The 19604-nt window shown below is 39.6% G+C and carries 17 protein-coding genes; 10 read left to right on the top strand and 7 right to left on the bottom strand.

Annotation, left to right across the window (positions count from 1 at the left end; translation table 11 throughout):
- Window positions 1-16: 16 nt before the first annotated feature.
- A complete protein-coding gene (gene mutY / locus BVH04_RS04855; protein WP_086540203.1) occupies window positions 17-1090 on the bottom strand; it encodes an A/G-specific adenine glycosylase in 1074 nt (357 codons plus the stop codon).
- A 145-nt stretch (window positions 1091-1235) separates the two neighbouring features.
- Here mutY and BVH04_RS04850 point away from each other — a divergent pair, with 145 nt between their 5' ends.
- From BVH04_RS04850 to BVH04_RS04840, 3 genes are all read left to right on the top strand, one after another.
- Window positions 1236-1544 (top strand): HU family DNA-binding protein, encoded by a 309-nt coding sequence (locus BVH04_RS04850; protein WP_086540202.1) that lies wholly within the window; start codon window positions 1236-1238, stop codon window positions 1542-1544.
- Between the two features lie 18 nt (window positions 1545-1562).
- Complete coding sequence (locus BVH04_RS04845; protein WP_086540201.1) at window positions 1563-2390, top strand: tetratricopeptide repeat protein; 828 nt, start codon at window positions 1563-1565, stop codon at window positions 2388-2390.
- A 181-nt stretch (window positions 2391-2571) separates the two neighbouring features.
- On the top strand, window positions 2572-4143 hold the full coding sequence (locus tag BVH04_RS04840) for an Rne/Rng family ribonuclease (protein WP_086540200.1): 1572 nt from the start codon (window positions 2572-2574) through the stop codon (window positions 4141-4143).
- 127 nt (window positions 4144-4270) lie between these two features.
- Here the strand turns inward: BVH04_RS04840 and BVH04_RS04835 are convergent, their stop codons facing one another.
- The 5 genes from BVH04_RS04835 to BVH04_RS04815 all read right to left on the bottom strand — a co-directional run bounded on the left by BVH04_RS04835 (window position 4271) and on the right by BVH04_RS04815 (window position 10318).
- Window positions 4271-5389: a DUF4221 family protein gene (locus BVH04_RS04835; RefSeq protein WP_086540199.1), complete on the bottom strand. Its 1119-nt coding sequence runs from the start codon at window positions 5387-5389 to the stop codon at window positions 4271-4273.
- Window positions 5390-5587: 198 nt separating this feature from the next.
- Window positions 5588-6340, bottom strand: a complete 753-nt coding sequence (locus BVH04_RS04830) for a LytR/AlgR family response regulator transcription factor (protein ID WP_086540198.1) — start codon at window positions 6338-6340, stop codon at window positions 5588-5590.
- A complete protein-coding gene (locus BVH04_RS04825; protein WP_086540197.1) occupies window positions 6337-7407 on the bottom strand; it encodes a sensor histidine kinase in 1071 nt (356 codons plus the stop codon). Before BVH04_RS04825 ends, BVH04_RS04830 begins: the two co-directional genes overlap by 4 nt.
- Before the next feature lie 95 nt (window positions 7408-7502).
- Window positions 7503-8147 (bottom strand): tetratricopeptide repeat protein, encoded by a 645-nt coding sequence (locus BVH04_RS04820; RefSeq protein WP_086540196.1) that lies wholly within the window; start codon window positions 8145-8147, stop codon window positions 7503-7505.
- Window positions 8148-8158: 11 nt separating this feature from the next.
- The gene (locus tag BVH04_RS04815) at window positions 8159-10318 is read right to left on the bottom strand and encodes a TonB-dependent receptor (protein ID WP_086540195.1); all 2160 of its coding nucleotides are present in this window, start codon (window positions 10316-10318) and stop codon (window positions 8159-8161) included.
- A 428-nt stretch (window positions 10319-10746) separates the two neighbouring features.
- Between BVH04_RS04815 and BVH04_RS04810 the strand changes: the two genes are divergently transcribed.
- The 3 genes from BVH04_RS04810 (at window position 10747) to BVH04_RS04800 (ending at window position 13172) form a co-directional block, all read left to right on the top strand.
- Entirely contained in the window at window positions 10747-11220 is a 474-nt protein-coding gene (locus BVH04_RS04810) for a YceI family protein (RefSeq protein ID WP_169714359.1), read from the top strand.
- A gap of 17 nt (window positions 11221-11237) precedes the next feature.
- The gene (locus BVH04_RS04805; RefSeq protein ID WP_086540193.1) at window positions 11238-12512 is read left to right on the top strand and encodes a hypothetical protein; all 1275 of its coding nucleotides are present in this window, start codon (window positions 11238-11240) and stop codon (window positions 12510-12512) included.
- Between the two features lie 63 nt (window positions 12513-12575).
- Window positions 12576-13172, top strand: a complete 597-nt coding sequence (locus tag BVH04_RS04800) for a YceI family protein (protein ID WP_086540192.1) — start codon at window positions 12576-12578, stop codon at window positions 13170-13172.
- A gap of 221 nt (window positions 13173-13393) precedes the next feature.
- Here BVH04_RS04800 and BVH04_RS04795 read toward each other — a convergent pair whose 3' ends face one another.
- The gene (locus tag BVH04_RS04795; RefSeq protein ID WP_086540191.1) at window positions 13394-13645 is read right to left on the bottom strand and encodes a hypothetical protein; all 252 of its coding nucleotides are present in this window, start codon (window positions 13643-13645) and stop codon (window positions 13394-13396) included.
- Between the two features lie 526 nt (window positions 13646-14171).
- On the opposite strand from BVH04_RS04795, the gene fic reads away from it, so the two are divergent.
- The 4 genes from fic to recQ all read left to right on the top strand — a co-directional run bounded on the left by fic (window position 14172) and on the right by recQ (window position 19466).
- On the top strand, window positions 14172-15056 hold the full coding sequence (gene fic, locus BVH04_RS04790; RefSeq protein ID WP_086540190.1) for a protein adenylyltransferase Fic: 885 nt from the start codon (window positions 14172-14174) through the stop codon (window positions 15054-15056).
- Window positions 15057-15194: 138 nt separating this feature from the next.
- On the top strand, window positions 15195-16016 hold the full coding sequence (locus tag BVH04_RS04785; protein ID WP_086540189.1) for a type IV toxin-antitoxin system AbiEi family antitoxin domain-containing protein: 822 nt from the start codon (window positions 15195-15197) through the stop codon (window positions 16014-16016).
- A complete protein-coding gene (locus BVH04_RS04780; RefSeq protein ID WP_086540188.1) occupies window positions 16013-16804 on the top strand; it encodes a nucleotidyl transferase AbiEii/AbiGii toxin family protein in 792 nt (263 codons plus the stop codon). Before BVH04_RS04785 ends, BVH04_RS04780 begins: the two co-directional genes overlap by 4 nt.
- A gap of 547 nt (window positions 16805-17351) precedes the next feature.
- Window positions 17352-19466, top strand: coding sequence for a DNA helicase RecQ (recQ, locus tag BVH04_RS04775; RefSeq protein WP_086540187.1), 2115 nt, complete (start codon window positions 17352-17354; stop codon window positions 19464-19466).
- Window positions 19467-19604: the final 138 nt, after the last annotated feature.

Genomic DNA, 19604 nt, shown 5'->3' with positions numbered 1-19604 from the left:
TATTACTTGAAGGTACTCAAATACCTTGATCGTTCAAAAAGTTTACAATCAACTTTGGCTTTGCCAAATATTCGATTTTATCTTCTTCTACCAGCATAAAACCTTCTTTCTCACACCAATTTTCAAGATTTGACAGGTCTTCTTCAGCAATTACTACTTTAGAAAAGATTGCATTTAATCTTTGGTGTGACAAAATGTGTCGGTATTTTTTTTGGTGAATCTGATGCTGAAATGATACTCCTTGAGGAATTTCAAGTGATTCGGTTTTTTGGTTGGGGAGTGACTCTATCTGCGGAAAATCGAAAAGCCCTTCCCAAATATCTCCAGAAGTTCGCTTTTTCCAAACCCACTTTTCCCCACACTTAATGACGTAATAATGGAAATTCCGCTCTCTAACTTTTACCTTATTAATCTTTACAGGGAGATCCGACACCATATTATGTAGTAACGCGAAACAAGAACCCTTCAAAGGGCAAGCTTCACAGTCTGGATTTTTGGGTGTGCAAAGTCTTGCTCCAAAATCCATGATGGCTTGATTGAACTCGCCGGGTTGGTCTTTTGGGATAATTTGATTGGCTAGCGCCTCAAATTCTTTCTTTGCTTTCGAGCTTGCGATGTCAGTCTCAATCCCAAAGTAGCGTGCCAGCACGCGGAATACATTGCCATCCACCACAGCTTTGACTTCACCATATGCAAAACTTGCAATAGCCGATGCGGTGTAGCTGCCGACTCCTTTTAGTTTGAGGAGTTCTGCGTAAGTCTTTGGGAATTCACCTCCCATATCAAACCAGATACTTTTTGCACAAGCATGAAGATTCCTAGCCCGGCTATAATAGCCCAGACCTTGCCACAGTCTTAGGACTTCTTCTTCCGGTGCTAGAGCTAGATCTCTTACGGTAGGATAAGTCTGCACAAAAGCATAATAATAGGGTAACCCCTGAGCTACACGAGTCTGCTGAAGAATGATCTCTGACAGCCAAATTTTGTATGGATCATGTATTCCTCTCCATGGTAAATCTCTTGGATTTTCTCGATACCAAGTTAGTATTTGATGTGAAAAAGCCTGATATTCAGAGGTTTTGCGTTCCATGGTCAATTAAAATCTATCATACAAATCACGCTAATTTTTATGAATAAGTTTTTTAATTACAATGGTTGTCTTACATTTGCAGTCCCAAAAACACTTGGTTAATAGGTCGTTAAGCTTATTTCGTAATTTCTAAATTAATATTACAGTGACTAAAGCAGAAGTAATCACTAAGATTTCGGACAAAACAGGCATCCAAAAGGATGATGTTACACAAGCCATTGAGGCATTCTTCAAAGTAGTGAAGGATTCAATGGCCGACGGAGACAATATCTACGTGAGAGGATTTGGTAGCTTCATCAATAAGAAGAGAGCTAAAAAAATCGCCCGAAACATCTCCAAAAACACAGCGATCGTGATCGACGAACACTACATACCGGCTTTCAAGCCATCTAAGGTATTTGTGGAGAAGATCAAAAACAGCAAAAAAATCAAGGAACTAGCTCCACAAGACTAAGTCTGAAGAGTTTTTGACATGAAAAGATCTCAACTCATACTCATAGCACTGGGGATCATCGCAATCGGAGGATTGTATGTCCTTCCTACTGTGGTCGTGGACAATGAAAATAAGGCAGATGCAGTTTCTCAGGAAAATAAATCTGCTGTCACTTCTTCCACTGATCCGGTAGAGATGCATGAGGCTGAGTTAAGTCCTGACCAGAGGCTACAGATAAATACGCTGAAGCTTCAGATCGCTGAGAATTCTTCGAACGAAGAGTCGAAATCTTCCACAGAAGAAATTGCCGCGATCTATCAGGAACTTGGGAAATACGATAGTGCAGGATATTATCTTAGTTTGGCGGCAGATCAGCAATCAGACATGGAACTGGCAGAGAAAGCAGGAAAAGCTTATTATGAAGCATTCAGCTTTGCGCTAGATCCAGAGAAAGTAACTTACACTGCCGAGCAGACCCGAAAGTATTTGAACCAGGTGTTGGATAAGGATCCCACCCGTTTGGATTTGAAAACCAAGGTAGCGATGACTTATGTGTCCTCGTCCAACCCAATGCAAGGAATCACAATGCTAAGAGAAATCTTAGAGCAGGATCCCCAAAATGAGGATGGGCTATTCAATATGGGTTTGCTATCTATGCAATCAGGTCAGTATAAGCGTGCCACTGAGCGATTTGAAGAATTGATCCAATATCACCCGGATAATTTTCAGGGGCAGTTTTATCTAGCCGTAAGCTATTTCGAAGCCAAACAAAACAACAAAGCGAAAGCCCAGTTTGAGAAAGTACAAACGATGACCGAAGACGAAGTAATCCTAGGAAGCATCGAAAGCTATCTCGACAAGCTATAATTTATTTGTATCACTACTAAATCCAAAGACTATGCCTTGCGGAAAGAAAAGAAAAAGACATAAGATCGCTACGCACAAGCGTAAGAAGAGACTAAGAAAAAACAGACATAAGAAGAAGTAATACACTTCTTCTTATTGTCATTTGAGTAAACGTTCATTTACATAATAATAAGATGAAATTTTGAGTACGGAATTGTTAATCGATTCTGCTCAAAACGGAAGTCGAATTGCCCTCCTTCAAGACAAAAGCCTGGTTGAGTTGCATTCCGAAGGAATGGACAATGGGTTCAAAGTTGGAGATATTTATCTCGGTACGGTCCGCAAAATCGTTAATGGGCTCAATGCAGCTTTCATTGACGTAGGTTATGAGAAAGACGCCTTTCTTCATTACCAGGACCTCGGGGCAAATTTCAACAGCCTGACGAAGTTCACCAAAATGGTGCGCAACAACAACTACGGCAATTACAATTTGAAGGGTTTTGAAAACGAACCTGAAATCGACAAGATTGGAAAAATCTCCAATCCGCTATCGAAAAATCAACAGATTTTAGTTCAGATCGTCAAAGAACCCATCTCTACGAAGGGGCCTCGACTATCCTGTGAGCTCTCTCTGCCAGGTCGCTACCTCGTATTAGTCCCTTTTTCGGATTCGGTCAACGTATCCAAGAAGATCAGAAGCAACGAGGAAAGAAGACGTCTCCTGAGACTCATCAATTCTATAAAACCAGCCAATTTCGGAGTAATTATCCGGACAGTGGCAGAAGGTCAGTCCGTTAGTGACTTAGATAAAGACCTTCGCAATCTTCTCACTAGTTGGGAAGAGGGCATGGGCAAATTGATGAAAGCCAAGAGTCGCGACAAAATTATCGGAGAGATGAGTATGGCCTCCTCACTTGTGAGAGACCTGCTCAACGAATCATTCGACGCAATCACCGTAGAAGAAGAATCTACTTACGATCAGATCAGATCCTACATCAGGAATATAGCTCCTGAAAAAGAAAAAATTGTCAAGCTTTACAACGGTAAAGCCAAGCTATTTGAAAGTTTTGGAATAGAAAAGCAGATCAAAAGCCTGTTTGGACAGACGGTCAGCCTTCCGCAAGGAGGGTATGTGATCATCGAGCATACAGAAGCCCTGCACGTCATTGATGTGAACAGTGGTAATAAGTCCAACCAGGAAAGTGACCAGGAATCAACGGCATTGAAAACCAATCTGGTCGCCGCTAAAGAAATTGCCAGACAGCTCCGCCTCCGGGATATGGGAGGAATCATCGTTATCGATTTTATCGATATGAAGAAGGCCGACAATAAGAAAGCCATCTACGAAGCGATGAACAACGAGCTAAAGTTTGACAGGTCTAAGCATACTGTTTTGCCCCTGAGCAAATTTGGGCTCATGCAGATCACCAGACAGCGAGTAAGGCCCGAGGTCAATATAGTGACCAAAGAGACTTGCCCGGCATGCAACGGCACCGGCAAAATTCAGGCATCTATCCTGATAGCCGATAAGCTGGAAAAAGACGTAGATCATATTGCTACTATCCAGAATGTGAGTAAAATACAAATTGGGCTGCATCCCTACCTGCACGCATACTTCACTACAGGCCTAATTAGCCGAAGAGTTAAGTGGTTTTTCAAGTATAATAAGTGGATAAAACTGATCAAAGATTCTTCCCTACCCGTGACGGAATACAGATTCTTAGATGAATCTGGAGAGGAAATCGAACTACATGTAAAAAGCGAGACTGAATAGTCTCGCTTTTTTTATGGGTTTTCAGAAAGGATTTTTTTAACCACTGAGGTCACAAAGTTCTCGCAGAGGACGCATATAGAAATTGGCTTTGCCTTTGTACCAGAGAACTGTCAAAATTGAGTTAGGATTAATCCTTAGCGTTGATTTTAGAAAAATCTAACACTGCGAATGCTGTCACATCATCAGTTGTCTCGGTATAAAGGCTCACAGCATATCCCTTAGGAGTATTGAATCCATACATTCCCATTTCCTTAGATTTAAATTCTAATTCCGCTTCGGAGCTAAGATTTTTATCGAATACCAACAAACGATTCCTCTCTTGATCCATATTTTCAAGTGTAGGACCCTTTACCCTTACCCATCGTAGAATCTTTCCAGCATGGGTATCAAAATCTAACCCATTGTACTTACTGCTTTCATGGTCTGGTTGGTAGACTATATAGTCTCCACTTGGTACTGTTGTTCCCTTTTTAAACTCCAGTGATTCAGATGTTCCTCCCCATTTCCAAGTCTGCTTTCCATTTTTCACAACGGCTATAGAGTCAGAAATGGCGAAACTAATCAGATGTTCATTGTTAGCAGGAAGATAAACATGGCTGAATAGGCCCAGTTGATCATCGTTTGTGTATTCTGCAATGACTTTTGGATATAGGAAATTAAAATTTGAAAAAGCGTGGGATTCAGTATTAAAGATCATTCCCCATTTGTCATATTCCTCAAACCCTTCCAGAAAAACGTACGGTATATCTATAAATGAGAGCTCATTTTCAGATTTTCGAACTCTGTTAAAACCTGCAGTGGAATAGTTTGCATATTTTCTGGCATCACTTACTTTTGGGAAATCCCATCTATTTAGCACTTTACCATTGAAGTCAGTCTCAATCAATTCTTTTTGCTGAGAAAGTACATAGATGGATTTTTCACCTATATAAGCACCAGTAACGAAGGAGCCAATTCCATTTGGACCTTCTTTTTCAAATTTTTTCTTTTCCAGTAATTTTCCTTCCGGATAACTATAAACTAGCAATTGATGGTTTAAAAAGGTAGCTATTACTTCACCAGAATCAGTTTTATAATAGCTGAAATTTTCCCTCAAATCCTTTGTCAGCGTATCCTTCTCCAAATACAGTGTATCAACGATCAAATCTTTTAAATCGAAAACAGGAATATGTTTTTCAGATTTTGGAGTGCAGGAGATTCCAAGTAAACTTAAGGCTAAAAAACTAAGAAGTGTAAACTTTCTCATGGTTCAGGGTTGAATGTGTTTTGTAAATTAAATAATTCGGCACAAAAAAAACTTGCCGTTTTATAAATTCGAGGCTCAGCTTTCTTAGTTGCGCCTGGTGACACTTAAGTTGGAGATTTTCTAGACAGGTGAGTTCCTATCGTAATATGTGCCTTTATTCATTGCCCAAAAAGCCACTGGAAATTCCGTAAATCTAAATTACTGATCAAGCCAGTCTTTGAAACCACTTACTTTTTCACGGCTGATCAAAATATCATGGTCAGTGGAATTTTTCAAAGAAACTTTCAACCGACTATTTGAGTAAGAAAATATTCCGTCTATAGAAGCCAAACTACAGAGGTATTTTCGATTGAGGCGAAAGAAATTGACAGGGTTTACCTGAGCCTCAGTTTGTTCTAACGTACTTTCGAGTACATACTTTTTCCCTTCGTGAGTTTGTAGAAAAGTGACTCTTTCTTCACTGCTGAAAAAGGAGATATCTTCTATCGGTAAGCTCTGTATTTTCTCTCCATAGCGTACCAAAAACCTAGATTTGAAGTTGACTTTCTTTGGTGATAATAATTCTTTCAATACATCCAGTTCGATTGTAGACCTAATTTGGTTGGCTTTGAATTTATCCACAGCCCTATCCATTTCCAAAGGATCAATAGGTTTCAAAAGGTAGTCGATTGCGTTTACCTGAAATGCTTTTATTGCATATTGGTCAAATGCCGTAGTGAAAATTATAGGGGTAGATAACTTCACTTTTTCAAAAATTTCAAAGCTGATCCCGTCTGCCAGCTGAATGTCGCAAAAAATCAAATCTGGAACTGAATTTTCTTGAAGCCACTGTATAGTTGTCGTGATGCTGTCAAAATTCCCAAAAATCTCGGCATCTCCAAAATGTTTCTTTATAAGTTTTAAGAGGAGATTAGCAGCAGGTTTTTCGTCTTCTATAATTAATATTCTCATGTGGATAATTCTAAAATTGGCAACCTCACTATAAATTCATCTTCAGTTTGGATGACTTCAATATCCATTTTTGAAATCAGCTGATATCTCATTTTTATATTACTTAAACCTACACCTGTGGAAGGTTCTGTTTGACTCAATTTAGGCTGAAAAGTGTTACTCACCCACAAATCATTATCCTTTCGATACATGTGGATAAATAAGGGATCTGCTTCACTCAAAATATTATGCTTGATAGCATTTTCAAGTACTAGTTGAAGTGATAACGGTGGTAAAAAACCATCTTGATCATCTATTTCAATGTTAAATTGAAGGCTTTCTTCAAATCTGATTTTTTGTAGCTCCAGATAGTTCCTAGCGAAGGAAATTTCCATCGTAAGATCTACCAATTCCTCTTCTTGTACTTCCAAAACGTAGCGGTAGATTTTCGACAGTTTCTGGATAAATGCTGCTGATCTATCGGCATCTTCATACACCAATCCTGACAGCGCATTTAGAGAGTTGAACAGGAAGTGTGGGTTCAACTGATCTCTTAAAGATTGGTATTGGCTGGACAATTTTTCGTTTCTGAGGATTTCAGCTTCCAAAGCTGATTTTCTCCATTCCAAAAGCCAAGAACGAGTCGTAAACAAAGCCATAAAGCCCAAAGCGATATACATGGGAAGCGTTGCATTTGAAGCAATATTTACCCATGGAATGTTGTCAAAAGATATCAGGCCAGAAACCCAGGCGTAAAAAAGTACAATGATGAAGGATACAAGAAACGCATAGGTTAAATAGGATACTAAAGTGACAATCAGCCTTTTCATGGGATGCTCTATCCACGAAATTCTATTATTAAAATAATTTTCAACCACATTTCCTCCAAAGCTCATCGCCATGGTGATTGCCAAAGAATACAGAAAATCGGGAAATATCATTTTTATTCCTTCCCAACTCAAAAAACAGCTAGGACAAAAAAACAGCATTACTACCAATGCTATTCCCAGACTGATCAGCAAAAACTTTGGAAAAGTATTCCAAATGCTGATTCTCATTTTATAAATAGGTTCTTCGGAGTTACTCATTTGCATAGGAAATGTATCGAAAAAGCTTTAATTCCTGGGGTAATATTCAATCGAATTCAGGAATTAAAGCTAATAAGACGTGAAGCTTGATTAGTTTAGTTACATTTTGAGGTAACCTGATCAGCCTGTTTTTTGCCCCAAGTTGGAAGGATGTACTCATCGTTGATTTTAGCTTCCTCTTTTTTGTAAAGGTCCATGCTCATTCTCGCCATTCCGCAGGCTTTCTCAGGGCCGGTGCCAAAGAACTGGGACATTCCAAGTTCCATTTGCGCCATCAGTGATACAGCGCGTGGATTTTCACGATCTAGATTAATAGCTTTTCCAAAAAGTTGCATCGCCTGAGGACTCATAGTCTGTCCCCGACCAGCAGGATCTATACTGATTTTTGCCATCAAAATGTAACCTTGTAAAGCGGTAATTTCAGAATTCCCCGGTGCTATTTTATCCGCTTTTTTTGCTAGCTCAAGGGCTTCGTCCAGACTTTTATCCTTATCTATATCGAAGCGAAAAGCTGCCTCAGTTTTAAGCAAAGCTGCATAATAGAGTGGCAGCCACTCCGTCTCAGTCGCTTCAGCAATTCTCAAAAATCCGTTGGTCACTGTTTGAGATTGCTCAAAAGTTGCAATGGTGTTTTTTGCAGCTAATTGCTTCTGCATTGCGGCGACGAAAGCCGGATCACTTGCTTGTGCAAATGCTATCCACACTAAAGATAGGGTGAGGGTTAAGATGTACTTTTTCATAATTTATTAGTTTAGAGGTTGTTTAATTGATTTGCTGTTTTGTCCTTAGAAAAAGTCAGGAAAACGCCCAGAAATACGAATCTTGGGGCAATTTGACCTTGGGGAATCGATTCAAAGATGCCATCGGTATTTGCCTTTGGGCTGAAGGTGTAGCCAAATACATTATCTCTGCCGAGTACATTGGTGCAGGCTAAATGAATGATCACATTTGGCTTTGGCAAATAGCTCCAAGAAAGACTCAGGTTTTGAAAGCTCTTGGTTTTTGAGTTCATCTCTGAGTTATCCATATTTGGGTTGGTGTATGAATAACCGTCATTGTATGCGAATGACCCTCCGATTAGTGATTTGAGCGATGGGACAAAATGCTTGACCACCACCGAAATATTATGCTTCGGAGCAAAACTTGGCTGTACCTCAGTTTGATATTTGTTAAAGCTCCGCTTGCTATCTACAAAGCTGTAGGTAATCCAATAGTCAGTATCTTTAAATGTCTTACGATCTCGGAAGAAAAAGTCAATTCCTTTGGCAAAGCCCGAACCACCATTCTGAAGTACTTGAGGATTGTCCAAAGTCCCTTCAAAAGTGACAAGCTGGTCGTATGACTTATAGAATGTCTCGGCTCGGAAAGTGAAACCTTCCTTGGTAAAGAGGTAATTTAAGATCAAATGATTCGATTCCGAATTTTGAAGATTAGTGTTTAGTACCCGAAAGTTTTCCACAGGCAGTTGATGAAAGCTGCCAGCCGCCAAGGACAATTGCCCTTTGTCTTTCAATTGGTAGGCGACAGAGAACCTTGGGTCTAACCATTCTTCATTAGAAACAGAACTCGCTCCGCCTCTAAGTCCACCACGAAAGACTAGATCTTTATTGAAATAGAAATCCCATTCGGTAAATAGGTAGGTTTCCCGATCGTCAAATTCCCTTCCCAAGCCTTCATTCAACAGTTTTTCTGAAAATGGATGGATGAAATGTTCTATTCCAAATTTTGCAGAAAGGCGGTCGGAAAAATCTTTAATCGCTGTCCCCTTGATATGAATAAGTTCATTTCTTCTCTCAATCAGGAGGCTATCATAAGCGATCTTGTCCAAATTCTTTGAGTAGGAAATGCCAGTGAATATTGTCCAATCCTTCTTTAAGGCCGTTCTCCAATTAGCTTGTGCATAGTTGTAATTATTTTTTAGATCCACCAATACTTTTCTATCAGATCCGGGAATAGGCTGCCATAGTTGCATCCCGCCTGATTCAGTTCGAGCCATTATTTTAAGCAAGCCATTTTCTCCAGTTTTCTTTTGGGCGGCTACTTCTATATCCCAGCCATTTGGAGCTGCTTCAAAGTCAATTTCCTGCTTAATCAGACCTTGATAAGGGGCGAGGTTGAAGTAGTTTGCACTTGCTGTAATGCTTTGTTTCTCATTGGCGAGAGTATGTGAATATCCCCCTCCAACTGACATGATGCTCAGATCCCCCTGACTTCGAATCGAAAGGTCTTTGGTATTCAGTGCCAAAGCAGATGAAAGCGCTTGTCCATATTCTGCGGAATATCCACCGGTACTGAAAAATGTTCCTTTGAATAGATTGGGATTAAATCGAGTACGGGTTGGGACATTTCCAGCCGTGGTTCCATAGGCGTTACCTACTCGCATGCCATCGATGTAGATCCCTACCTCGCTGGCATCACCACCTCTGACAAATAAGCGACCATCATTTCCTACAGTGCTTGTTCCGGGAAGGGTTTGAAAAGCGCCCATAATATCGCCCATGGCACTTGGGGTGGTTACTATATCTAGTGGCTTCAAGATCACCGATTTTCTTTCGTCAGAAGCCTCCATAGCTCCAGCTGAGATGGTCACAGAATTCATTTCTGTGATTTCTTCGATTAAGTAAATTGGCTGGATTTCATTGGAATTTGGCTTAATGGAGATGTTAAGCTCTTGAGTTTTGAAACCGAGAAACTTATATATCAAAACTTGAGCATCTACCTCAGCTGTTTCGAACTGGTAGCTTCCATCTTGATTACTTGTAGCGCCATCATAGCTTCCTTTGAGCTGGATATTTGTTCCCGGTAGTGGCAGTCCCTTTTCATCAAGTACTTTTCCCTGGATAGTTGTTTGCGCATAAGCCTGGGTTTGCAAAAGAAGTAAAATGATAAAAAGTAGCAGTCGTGGATTCATTTCGATTCGTATTTGAATCAAATATGAAAACAGTATTGAAGTCAAAAAACTGAAACTGACTGAACTGTAGAAATCTGCGACTGAACTTCATATTTCTCAGACCAAAGGGATTTATCTAAAATGGATAAAGTAAAATTGATTAATCGAGTTTTTTTGACTAGGTTCGTATAAATATTTATATATTTTTTTGTAAAAAAAGAATCTTTAATCGCTTTTTTTTACCTATTAACTGATTAATGTCAGGAAATAAGCTTCTTCTTATCATCAGTCTACCCAAAAGCCTGAAGTAATTTTGCACTGAAAATTTAACCACTTTAACTATGAGATCTGAGACGAAATTGATTTGGTTTTTAGTACCAATAGTTTTTCTTGTATTTACTATTCAGGGTTTATGCCAGAGTAAGTATTCCCTATCAGAATCAAAGGAAATGAAAGTTTCAGGTACGTCCACCATCCATGATTGGCATATGGATGCTGAAGGAGGAGTTACCGGAACGGCCCAATTGACCATGGAAGGCAATAAACTAATGAATATCTCTTCTATTAAAGTTGAGCTAAAGGCAGAAAGTCTAAAAAGTGGAAACAATAGTATGGACAAAAATGCCTATAAAGCTTTGTCGACCAGTAAATATCCATCTATAATTTTTGAGATGACTGGTCCATCCAAGATCAGTGGAAATAAAATTAGTACTACTGGCAAATTGAGTATTTCTGGAATCTCCCAAACTATACCCATTGAGGTTACCTATTCAGTAAATGGCAATTCTGTCACCTTTATAGGTTCAAAAGACATCAAATTCAGTGACTTCAAAATAGACCCGCCTAAAGCAGTTTTTGGTACTATAAAAACGGGAAATGAACTGCAATTATCTTTTAACATAGCATTTACAAAAGCGCCATAATCTGACTCTACTACCACATGAAAAAGCAATTTAAGTCTATAGTTTTTGGAGCGTTACTGTCCTCAGTTTTGAGCTCCACGGTAAGTTTTGCCCAAGAAAAAACAGAGCTCCAATATTTCCGTCAAAATAGCAAAGAAGGGTTGAATGTTTTTGAAACTCCTAAAGAAAGAGGAGGAGATTTTGAAAAGGTCCGTGTCTTCGTGGGAGGAGATTTTGCTTTGCAATTCCAATCTATCAATCATTCCAATTCACTGAATAATCTAGTAGAATTGGGGTCAAACTTCAATTTGCCCTCGGCAAACCTGAATCTCAACACGCAGCTCGCTGACGGGTTGAGATTGCATCTGAGAACTTACCTCTCAGCTAAGCATCACAATGAGGCCTGGGTAAAAGGTGGCTATCTTCAAATTGACCGACTGGGGTTTATCAAGGAAGGTTTCCTGGATGGAATCATGGATTATACTACGATCACGTTTGGTATGGATGAATTCAATTACGGCGATGCTCACTTCCGTAGATCAGATAATGCCCGAGTGATTTACAACCCATTCATTGGGAACTACATTATGGATTCATTTTCGACAGAAGCTTTTGGAGAAGTGACAGTTCAAAAAGACGGATTGATCGCCGTCGTTGGTCTTACCAATGGCAAACTGAACCAGAACGTAGTAGTAAACGACAATACGGATAACAAGCCGTCCTTTTACGGGAAACTAGGTGTTGATAAGCAATTGAATCAAGATTTCAGATTTAGACTTACAGGGTCATGGTATTTGAATAATGGTACTACGACTGGAACATGGTTATATGGTGGAGACAGAGCTGGCGGACGGTATTACCATGTTTTGGATCCACTCGAAGGCAATTCAAATGATTTTGAAGGAAGATTTAATCCCCGGTTCAAGCAAATGACTGCGTTCCAGATTAATCCATTTATTAAATATAAAGGGCTGGAATTCTTTGGGATTGTAGAGTCTGTAGGCAATTCTGAAGAGCAGGGCAACGGTAATTTCACCCAACTTTCTGGTGAGCTTCTTTACCGTTTCGGAGGAACTGAGCAGTTTTACCTCGGTGGTAGATACAACACCGTAAAAGGCAAAAGGAACGATTCTGATGCTTCTGACATAGAAATTAGCCGATTGAATGTAGGTGGAGGATGGTTTATGACAAAAAATGTGATTGTCAAGCTGGAGTATATGAATCAAGAATATAAAAATGGTTTTAATGCCGCGTCTATCTATAATGGAGCCAAGTTTAATGGGGTGAATATCGAAGCAGCGATTAGCTTCTAATACAATAACACATAGCCAATTCTTCCAATTAAGGTAAGAATTGGCTTTTTTACTTAAAAAGCCATGACGATTCAACATCTTATTTTGATTTTCAATTTGGTTTTTATTTCACTTATAACTCCAGAGGAGGAGGTGATTAATTGGAAAATCACCTCTGATAGTTTGTTGGAAATTTTAGGAACCACCAATGTTTCAAAATTCCAATGCGAAAATTATAGCAATTCAGGAACTGAATATTTGACGCAAAGATTAACTGCAAATCACGGTGAAGTAGGGCAATGGAATGGCGAAGTGCTAATTACAAGTACAAACTTTGATTGCAATAATGCATTTTTGACCAAGGACTTCAAAAAGACTATTGAAGTAGATCAATATCCTACTATCAAAGTCAAATTTCTCAGTTTGACCAAAGAATCAGAGACTGTCAACCAGAAAAATCTTACAGGAGAAATAGAGATTACCATGGTTGGAATTTCTAAAAAGTATCCGATTTCATGTGTGTTTTTGTCTAAAAATGGAGATAATGCTTTGTTTTCAGGAGAGAGAAAGATTCTGCTATCCGATTTTAATATCGAACCACCAGTAAAATTTTTAGGTGCAGTAAGAGTTCAAGATTCAATCATGGTGAATTTTTCATTGGTACTTGAAAAGCAGAGTTGAAACTCGTTCATTCCTACCTTTTCCTTCTCACCGGAATCACTTTCTCGTTAAAATAAGGTTCATCTAGTGATCTCAATCTAGTTTCCTTCAGGATCTACTTCCCATTTCTAGATCAACTGCCTAGAAGGCAATATGGGCGAGCGGTTTCTTTACGTTATTGAATTTTTCTGGTTTAGGGAATTAGCTTTTCTTCTCATTTTTAAATTTTGAAATGGTCTTGTTCACTTAATCTCTGTACCAATCAATTTCGCAAGCGACATGATATTTCTGATATTCCTCAAGCGCCATTTCTTTATTCGATGAGTTAATTCCAATTCCATCAACTTTCTATTCCAATGATGATCTGCTTTCTTCATGGAATAAATGGTGGAGATGGGTTCACCAAGTTTGTGGGGGAAACCTGCTTCTTCAATGACTGATTGAATAATTGGGAGATAGCTTTGATCAAATTCTTGCTTGGAATCAAAAATCAAATCTGCATAATCTTCGAGTAAGAGGAGTATATAATTAAAGCCTGGCGCATGGGCGATGGCAGCAAAAGCCTTTTTCGCCCGAAGTAAATAAATAGATTCTCAGTAATCTGCCTTTGATGCTCAATTGAATTTTGAAGGTACTAAGCAAGGATTACATAGCAGCTATGCCCAATTGTAAAACGCGCTCGGTGGATGATGGTAGAGGATTGCTTATCTTGGTATAATTACTCTTAGCCAAAGCTAAAAACGATCTATTTGGAGATGATTTATCTCTAGGCTACAGGCATTATTTTGGAGCAATTAGAGCTTAGGTAATAAATGAATATGATGATACGGAATCGTGTCAGTAGCCAAAATAGATTCTTGTACACCTCGACAAGCTCGGAGTCCGGAGATATTTACTCTAAATGTGGGGAGGGGAAAAGTCGAGGCCGTCTGGGCTACACTATTCTAATGGCAAAGAAGCGTATAATCATCAAATGAATCTTAAATTCTATCCTAAAACTCAAGAATACTGATTCGGATAATGAAGGAACAGCAAAAAATATCTATTCGTTTTTTTGATGACCGTGAAGTGCGCGCCCTTTGGGATGAGCAAAATGCCAAATGGTGGTTTTCGGTATTGGATATCGTCGCAGTACTTACCAACCAAGATGATTATAGTAAAACCCGCAATTACTGGAAGTACCTAAAAGCTAAACTCAAGAAAGAAAACAGTCAAGTGGTTAGTGTCACTACCCAGTTGAAACTGCTAGCACCTGATGGTAAAAAACGCTTGACCGACATGCTCGATTACGCTGGAATTATTGCATTGGGAAAAACTTTTCCAGGCACAAAGGCCAATCGATTTATCGAAAGGTTTACCTACAGCGATGAGACCCTAGATGGGAAAAGCAAAACCAAGGCTTATGCCCTTTTTGAGAGCTCCTTTATTGCAAATATAGAAGTAGGTACTATAAACGGCTTGCAACAAATACATGCGTACCTCTTTGGTGGCTTGTATGATTTTGCGGGGCAAATCAGACAAAAGAACATTTCGAAAGGCGGTTTTCAATTTGCTATGGCTCGATTTCTTGCTGATACCTTAGCGGGAATAGATCAAATGCCCGAACGTACAATTGAGGAGATTGTAGAAAAGTATGGAGAAATGAATAATGCTCACCCTTTTATGGAAGGCAATGGCAGAAGCACACGAATTTGGCTGGATTTGATCTTGAAGAGGCGTCTTAAAAAATGCGTTGACTGGAGTAGAATTGGGAAATCTGAGTATATGAATGCCATGGTGCAAAGCGCAGTGGACAGCAGTGGTTTAAAGCAATTGCTAAAAAATGCCCTAACTGACCAAATCGACAGTCGAGAAATGTATAGGAAAGGAATTGACCACTCGTATTACTACGAGGAGTTGGAGTAGGTAATTATTAGACTGATATACCTTCTTTTGGTTTGAAAAATTAAGAATTTATTAGGTGACTGCTTAGGATAAAGAGTGAGATAAATAATTTGCGAAACGTATTGAAATGTGATACCTTAAGCAAAAAATAACTCTCCCTTGACAGTAGAAACTTCATACAATCAGATTGCCAACTGGACGGATCAAGTTCTCGCTAATGGAAGATTTAGTTTTCCATTATTCGAACTTAGAAACCACTTCAAAACACAAAGTGATAATTCTATCAAACTTGCACTAAACCGACTGACTGAAAAAGGCAGGCTTTTGTCAGTGTTCAAGGGTTATTACTTAATCATCCCACCTCAATACGCTGGCAGAGGGGTTTTGCCGCCCAATTTGTTTTTAGATTCTTTGATGGCCCACTTGAAAAGGCCTTATTACCTTGCCTTGCTAAATGCTGCCGCATATCATGGAGCTGCCCATCAGCAGCCTCAAGAATATTTTGTGATTTCGACATTTCCGGTTCTTCGAGCTACCGAAAGAAAAGGCCTTAAAATCAATTACATCAGTATTAAGACTATTCCAGAAGGGCTGATCAATCAACTTAAAACCGAAGCGGGCTATTTGAATATTTCCAACCCATCTTTGACAGCATGTGATTTGATTCAATTTGAGAGAAGAATTGGAGGGATTACTCGGGCTGCAACTGTCATCAGCGAATTATCTGAGATCATCAAACCAAGTGACTTTTCAGCATTGCTCGTGCGTCATGTGCAAACGACTACTTTACAGCGTTTGGGCTATCTTTTGGAGATGATTTGTGGGCGATTGGATTTGGCAGGAGCATTGTTTAAAGCTATGAAAACCGAGAGTCAGAACTTCTTCCGAATCCCACTTAAGGTTCGAAGCTCCACAAAAGGATTTGCATCCGATAATCAGTGGAATGTAATCGTAAATACAACAATCGACCTAGACGAATGATCCCTCAAGCATATATTACTCAGTGGAGACAGCAGGTGCCATGGCAAACCAACGAGCAGGTGGAGCAAGATTTGGTGATATGTAGAGCCCTTGTACATATTTTTTCAGATTCTTGGTTATCCAAAAGTTTGGCTTTTCGAGGAGGCACAGCCTTACATAAATTGTACATAAATCCTCAACCTCGGTATTCCGAAGACATAGATCTAGTTCAAGTTAGGGCAGAACCGATTAAAGAAACGGTACAGCGGCTACAAACGGCGTTAAGTTTCTTGACCGAGTCCCTAGTGAAGCCAAAACGAGATGGCAATCAGATAATTTTCCGTTTTGATTCGGAGTTTCCACCATCCATACGACTTCGGCTAAAGGTAGAAACCAATACGCGAGAACACTTTACCGTTTTGGGACTGCAAGGGGTCCCATTTCAGGTTAATAGTTCATGGTTTGATGGGTATTGCAACATAACTACTTACAAATTAGAAGAGTTGCTCGGTACTAAACTCAGAGCGCTTTACCAGCGAAAAAAGGGGCGTGATTTATTTGATTTGTTTATGGCATTGACCCAAAAGGCGCAGTTGGATAAAACCACCTTACTTCATTGCTATCAAGAATACATGAATTTTTCGGTAGAGAACCCGCCGAGTCGGAAACAGTTTATTCTGAATTTGGAATCCAAACTCAAGGACTCAGACTTTATCGGAGACACCAAAGCCCTACTCAGATCTGGCACACACTACGACCAAGAGCAAGCCTATGACCTTGTGCGAAGTGAGCTATTGGAAAAGCTTTGATACCAAAGCGAAAAAATAGCTAGGCGCCCCATAAAGCTTAGGGCGTTTTATGAGATCGAACTATCCAGCTTCAGATCAAAACCCAAAGCCCAACAAATAGCTCCTAGGCAACTGCCTTCAAGCAAAACCGATCAAATAAAATGGGGTGAACTGCTTTCATGTAAGGGAATTTGGAGGGGTAATTCATAAAGCTTATGAAAATATTCCATAAGCAAAATGCTACGCTATGCCAGTAGAAGAATAATAAACTGAGTATTTACTTAAATGGAATTACTAAATATCGGCAGCAAAGCTATTTTGCTGCCATTAATTTGATAAGATTATTTGCAATAATTCAAGATAAAGTAAAGGTGTAGAATGCCTGAACTACAAATACATAGAGAGAATACCAGTTCCCAGCGGTTTCTAATTTTGACATCTTCCAGACGAAATAGGATAAGCTGAAAGAGCAAGTGGTGTGTCGGGATTTTCGACAGACCATACTAAAAAAGCTGATCTCATTCAAGGCTAGCTTTGCAAAGCCTCAAAACTTAAATTGCGTGTGATTATGGAAAAGACCCCACAAACGCTATTAAAGGATGTATTTGGTTACGATGAATTTCGCCCTTTGCAACAAGAAATCATCGACCGCACGCTAGCAGGAAAAGACAGTTTTGTCCTGATGCCAACTGGTGGCGGCAAATCGATGTGTTTTCAGATTCCAGCCTTGTGTTTTAATGGAATTACGATTGTTGTCTCGCCCCTTATTTCATTAATGAAAGATCAGGTGCAGGCATTGCAAGCCAACGGAATACAGGCAGATTTTTTTAATAGTTCTATTTCTCCACAGGCTGAAAATGACGTGATCACTCGAGCTAAAAACGGCCAAATTAAGCTGCTGTATTTATCACCGGAGAAATTGATTTCGGTCAGTAACACATGGTTGAGAGATTTGAATATAAAATTAGTTGCCATTGACGAGGCACATTGTGTAAGCATGTGGGGACATGATTTTAGACCAGAATATACGCAGCTCAAAGCATTTAGAAATTCCCTACCCGAAGTTCCGTTTATGGCTTTGACTGCCACTGCGGACAAGTCTGCCAGAGCGGATATTGAAATGCAATTGGGGTTGAAAGACTCCAAGTTATTTATATCCTCTTTTGACAGGAAAAACCTAAGTATTGAGGTAAGAGGTCAAGTTCCCAAGAATAAAAAGTTGCAGGAAATTGCGCAGTTTGTGAAAAGGAAAAAGAATGAAAGTGGAATTATCTATTGCCTGAGTAGAAAGAATACAGAGGAAGTTGCTGATTATTTGAAGGCGGATGGACATTCGGTGGCATTTTATCATGCAGGAATGAACCCCGAGGAAAGGGAGCGGGTGCAAACAGCATTTATACACGACGACACAAAAATAATTGTGGCTACGATTGCTTTTGGGATGGGCATTGACAAGTCGAATGTACGCTGGGTGATTCACTATAATCTGCCCAAAAACTTAGAGGGATACTACCAAGAAATAGGGAGGGCAGGTCGTGATGGATTGCCTTCTGAAACAAGGTTGTATTATAACATGAGTGATTTTGTATTGTATAGTCAGTTTGCGGATGACGGTGCAAATTCAGCTATGCAAAAAGACAAATTGAGCCGGATGTTGCAATTTGCTGAGGCAAAATCGTGCAGGAGAAAAATCCTGCTTTCTTATTTTGGAGAGCATTTGACCAAAGATTGCGGTAATTGTGATGTGTGTGCCAATCCACCCAAAGACTTTGACGGAACTTTGCTGGCTCAGAAAGCGCTTTCCGGAATTGCCAGGATGAAAGAAAAGGAAGGGATTACGATGTTAATTAATGTATTGCGAGGCTCCAATAATGCTGAGGTACATGCGGGAGGTTATTCCCAACTCAAAACTTATGGCGTGGGGAAGGATGTAAGTTTTATTGATTGGAGAGATTACATCATTCAATTAGCAAATCAAGGCTTGATTGAGATTATGTATAGCGAAGGTTCAGCATTAAAGATTTCACCCATTGGATGGAAAGTGCTGAAAGGCGAACAACGTATAAAATTGACTTTACCTGTAGTTCCTGAAGAGAAGAATAAGATGAGGCCAAACGCCATGAAAATGGCTGATGAGGAAGATGTGAACACGGATTTATTTACTGCTCTGAAGCAGCTGAGGTATTCGATTTCCCAAGAAGAAAATTTCCCAGCCTATCTTATTTTCAGTGACAAATCATTGAAAGGAATGGCGGTTGATATGCCGGTCACAGAAAATCAGTTCTTGGCTATTTCCGGTGTGGGGATGAACAAGATGGAAAAATACGGCGAAGAATTTATGCGGGTGATTCGTAAATTTAGTTCTTCCCCAAAACCAAAAAAAACGCCAACTACTCTGGAGACTTTTGTGCTATATAAAGAGGGACTTAACCCCGCAGAGATCGCAGCGAAAAGAGATCTACAGATTACCACAGTTTATTCCCATCTATCGCAATTATATACCGAGGGAAAAGGCGTAGAATTAGAGAAACTCGTAGAGAAAGCGGTGGTGGATAAGGTAAGGGTCGCGTTCAATGAGTTGGATAGAGAAATAGCGCTGAAACCCATTTTTGAAAAACTGAATGAGGAAGTCTCTTATGGAGAAATACGAATGAGTTTGACTTTGATTTTGAAGAATGAGTGAAAGAGTAACTTAGCCGCTGTTCCAGAAAACTTAAATCTAGCCTAGCTTACTAATTTCTAGGAAAATGAAGGCAGGGAAAATGCGTCGGCTTGTTTTTTTATATGATTATCCGCTTTTTGAGAGATTTGGGATATGGAG

The sequence above is a fragment of the Algoriphagus antarcticus genome, from assembly GCF_002150685.1.
Classification (GTDB): Bacteria; Bacteroidota; Bacteroidia; order Cytophagales; family Cyclobacteriaceae; genus Algoriphagus; species Algoriphagus antarcticus.
Note: the sequence above shows the minus strand (reverse complement) of the source record. Positions and strands in the feature narration are given on the sequence as shown.